This window comes from Dyella sp. 01N36, assembly GCF_056399745.1.
In genome coordinates this window covers 1-2468 of record NZ_JBFTRY010000317.1, presented here as the reverse complement: position 1 = coordinate 2468, position 2468 = coordinate 1, and the positions used below count along the sequence as shown (strand labels likewise).

Annotated in this window: 2 protein-coding genes; both read right to left on the bottom strand. The window is 63.3% G+C overall.

Annotated features, from left to right (window positions below; all coding sequences use genetic code 11):
• Window positions 1–97: 97 nt before the first annotated feature.
• Window positions 98–850 carry an IS21-like element helper ATPase IstB gene (gene istB / locus AC1DMG_RS21605; protein WP_477179634.1) on the bottom strand — a complete coding sequence of 251 codons (753 nt, stop codon included), beginning with the start codon at window positions 848–850 and terminating at the stop codon, window positions 98–100.
• On the bottom strand, window positions 840–2363 hold the full coding sequence (gene istA / locus AC1DMG_RS21600) for an IS21 family transposase (protein WP_477181096.1): 1524 nt from the start codon (window positions 2361–2363) through the stop codon (window positions 840–842). Before istA ends, istB begins: the two co-directional genes overlap by 11 nt.
• Window positions 2364–2468: the final 105 nt, after the last annotated feature.

The window sequence follows — 2468 nt, the reverse complement described above, 5'->3', positions numbered from 1 at the left end:
TGTTGATTTCCGCCGAAAACTGAGCCGGGCTTTTCATCGAAAAGTGAGCCACCCGTTTGTGCGTCAGGTTAGCTCAGGTGATAGATGAAGGTGAGGTTTAGCGCTCCTTTCCGGTGTCCGTAACGTGGTTTCTGAAGCGGTAACTGTCGTTGCCGGTTTCCAGGATGTGGCAGCGATGCGTAAGGCGGTCGAGCAACGCGGTGGTCATCTTGGCATCGCCAAAGACGCTGGCCCACTCGGCGAAGCTGAGGTTGGTGGTGATGGCCAGGCTGGTGTGCTCGTAGAGCTTGCCGATGAGATGGAACAGCAAGGCGCCACCGGCTTGTGAGAACGGCAAGTAGCCCAGCTCATCGAGGATCACCAGATCGGCGTCCATGAGGCGCGAGGCCAGCTGTCCCTGCTTGCCGGCCGCCTTCTCCTGCTCCAGCGTATTGACCAGTTCGATGGTCGAGAAGAAGCGCACGCGTCGGCGTCCATGCGTGATCGCTTGCACACCGATGGCCGTGGCCAGATGAGTCTTGCCGGTGCCGGGGCCGCCGACGAAGACGAGGTTCTGCATAGGGTCCATGAAATCGCCGCGGTGCAATTGCCGTACGAGCGCTTCATCGACGGCACTCTGGGTAAAGTCAAAGTTGCTCAGGTCTCGGTAGATTGGGAACCGGGCTGCCTTCAGTTGATAGTTCACGGAGCGCACTTCGCGCTCGGCCACCTCGGCCTTGAGCAGCGTGGTCATCAGCGGCATGGCCTCGCGATACAGCGGCGCGCCCTGTTGGGCCAACTCATCAAGGGCCTGCGCCATGCCATGCAGCCGCAGCGATTTGAGTGTGGTGATCACGGCGTCATGCGACATGGCGTGTCCTCCGCAGACCGTCATAGCGCGCGACGTTGGCCTCCGGTTCGATCTGCAACGTCAAAGACGGCGGTGCATCCACCGGCGCCGGTGGGATCTCGCTCACCAGCCGCGCCAATAGATTGAGCACATGGGGCTTGGACGGTGCGTTAGCCTCCAACGCCAACTCCACTGCGGTCAGCACCGCCTGCTCGTCGTACTGCAACACCAGCGCGAGGATCTCGACCATCTCCCGGTCGCCGCCGGGGCGCGGGAGCAGCAACGCCTGCAAGCGCCGAAAACCCTCGGGCAGATCGGCAAACGGCGCGCCGTTGCGCAGGGCGCCCGGCTTGCGCTGGAGCACGCTGAGGTAATGGCGCCAGTCATAAATTGTCTGGCCACCATCGTGGCTGCGGTTGATCCGACGAGAGTGCTCGGCAATGACCTGACCCTCGGCCGCCATCACCACGCGGTCGGCGTACAGGCGCACGCTGATGGGCCGGTTCGCATAGCTGGCCGGCACGCTGTAGCGGTTGCGCTCAACGTGCACCAGGCATGTCGGCGTCACCCGCTTGGTCTGCTCGACGAAGCCATCGAAGGGCGTAGGCATGGGCATGAGGAGGGGCTGCTCGTCCTGCCAGACGGACGCGATCGTGCGATCGCGCCATGCGGGATGGGTGAACTCCTGCCAGAGCGCCACGCAACGTGCCTGCAGCCAGGCGTTGAGCGCCTCCAGGGTGGGCATCGCCGGCACCGTGGGCCAGAGCCGATGACGGGCATCCTGCACGTTCTTCTCGATCTGGCCCTTCTCCCAGCCGGAGGCCGGATTACAGAACTCCGCCTCGAACAGGTAATGACCGACCATCGCGGCAAACCGGGCGTTGACGTCGCGTGCCTTGCCTCGGCGCACCTTGTCCACGGCCGTCTTCATGTTGTCGTAGATGCCGCGGTGGGGCACGCCACCAAACACCGCAAAGGCGTGTTGGTGCGCGTCGAACAGCATCTCGTGGGTCTGCAGCGGATAGGCGCGCAGCAGGAAGGCGCGGCTATGGCAAAGCTTGAACTGCGCGATCTGCAGCTTTACGCGCTCCCCACCGATACGGGCAATATCCTCGCTCCAGTCGAACTGAAATGCCTCGCCCGGGGCGAACACCAGGGGCACGAAGGTGCCCCGACCGGCCGTGCGGGACCGCTCTTGCTCGACCCGACGCCACTCGCGGGCAAACGCGGCGACCCGGCCATAGGAGCCAGGGTAGCCCTTCATCAACAGGGCGGCGTGCATCTGTCGTAACGTGCGGCGCTGCTTGCGGGGCTGTTGCTGGTTGGCGCGAAGCCAACGGACCAGCTCGGCCGCATACGGATCCAGCTGACTGGGACTCTTGCGGCGCGGATAGTGCGGGCTGGTCTCACCGCTCGCCAGGTACTTGGCAATGGTGTTGCGTGACAGCTTCGTGCGTCGGGCGATCTCTCGGATCGAGATCTTGTCGCGAAGGTGCCAGCGTCGGATTACGCTCAATAGGGCCACGTCGATCACTCCCGTTACTCCCGCTCGTGTCGTGAGCGGAGGGTGGTAGGAGGTGGCTCAAAATTCGACGAAAATCACCCCGGGAAGTGGCTCAGTTTTGGATGAAACTCAACA

Coding starts and splice junctions, on each gene's coding strand:
- istB (WP_477179634.1), bottom strand. CDS start 850: ATGTCGCATGACGCCGTGATCACCACACTCAAATCGCTGCGGCTGCAT.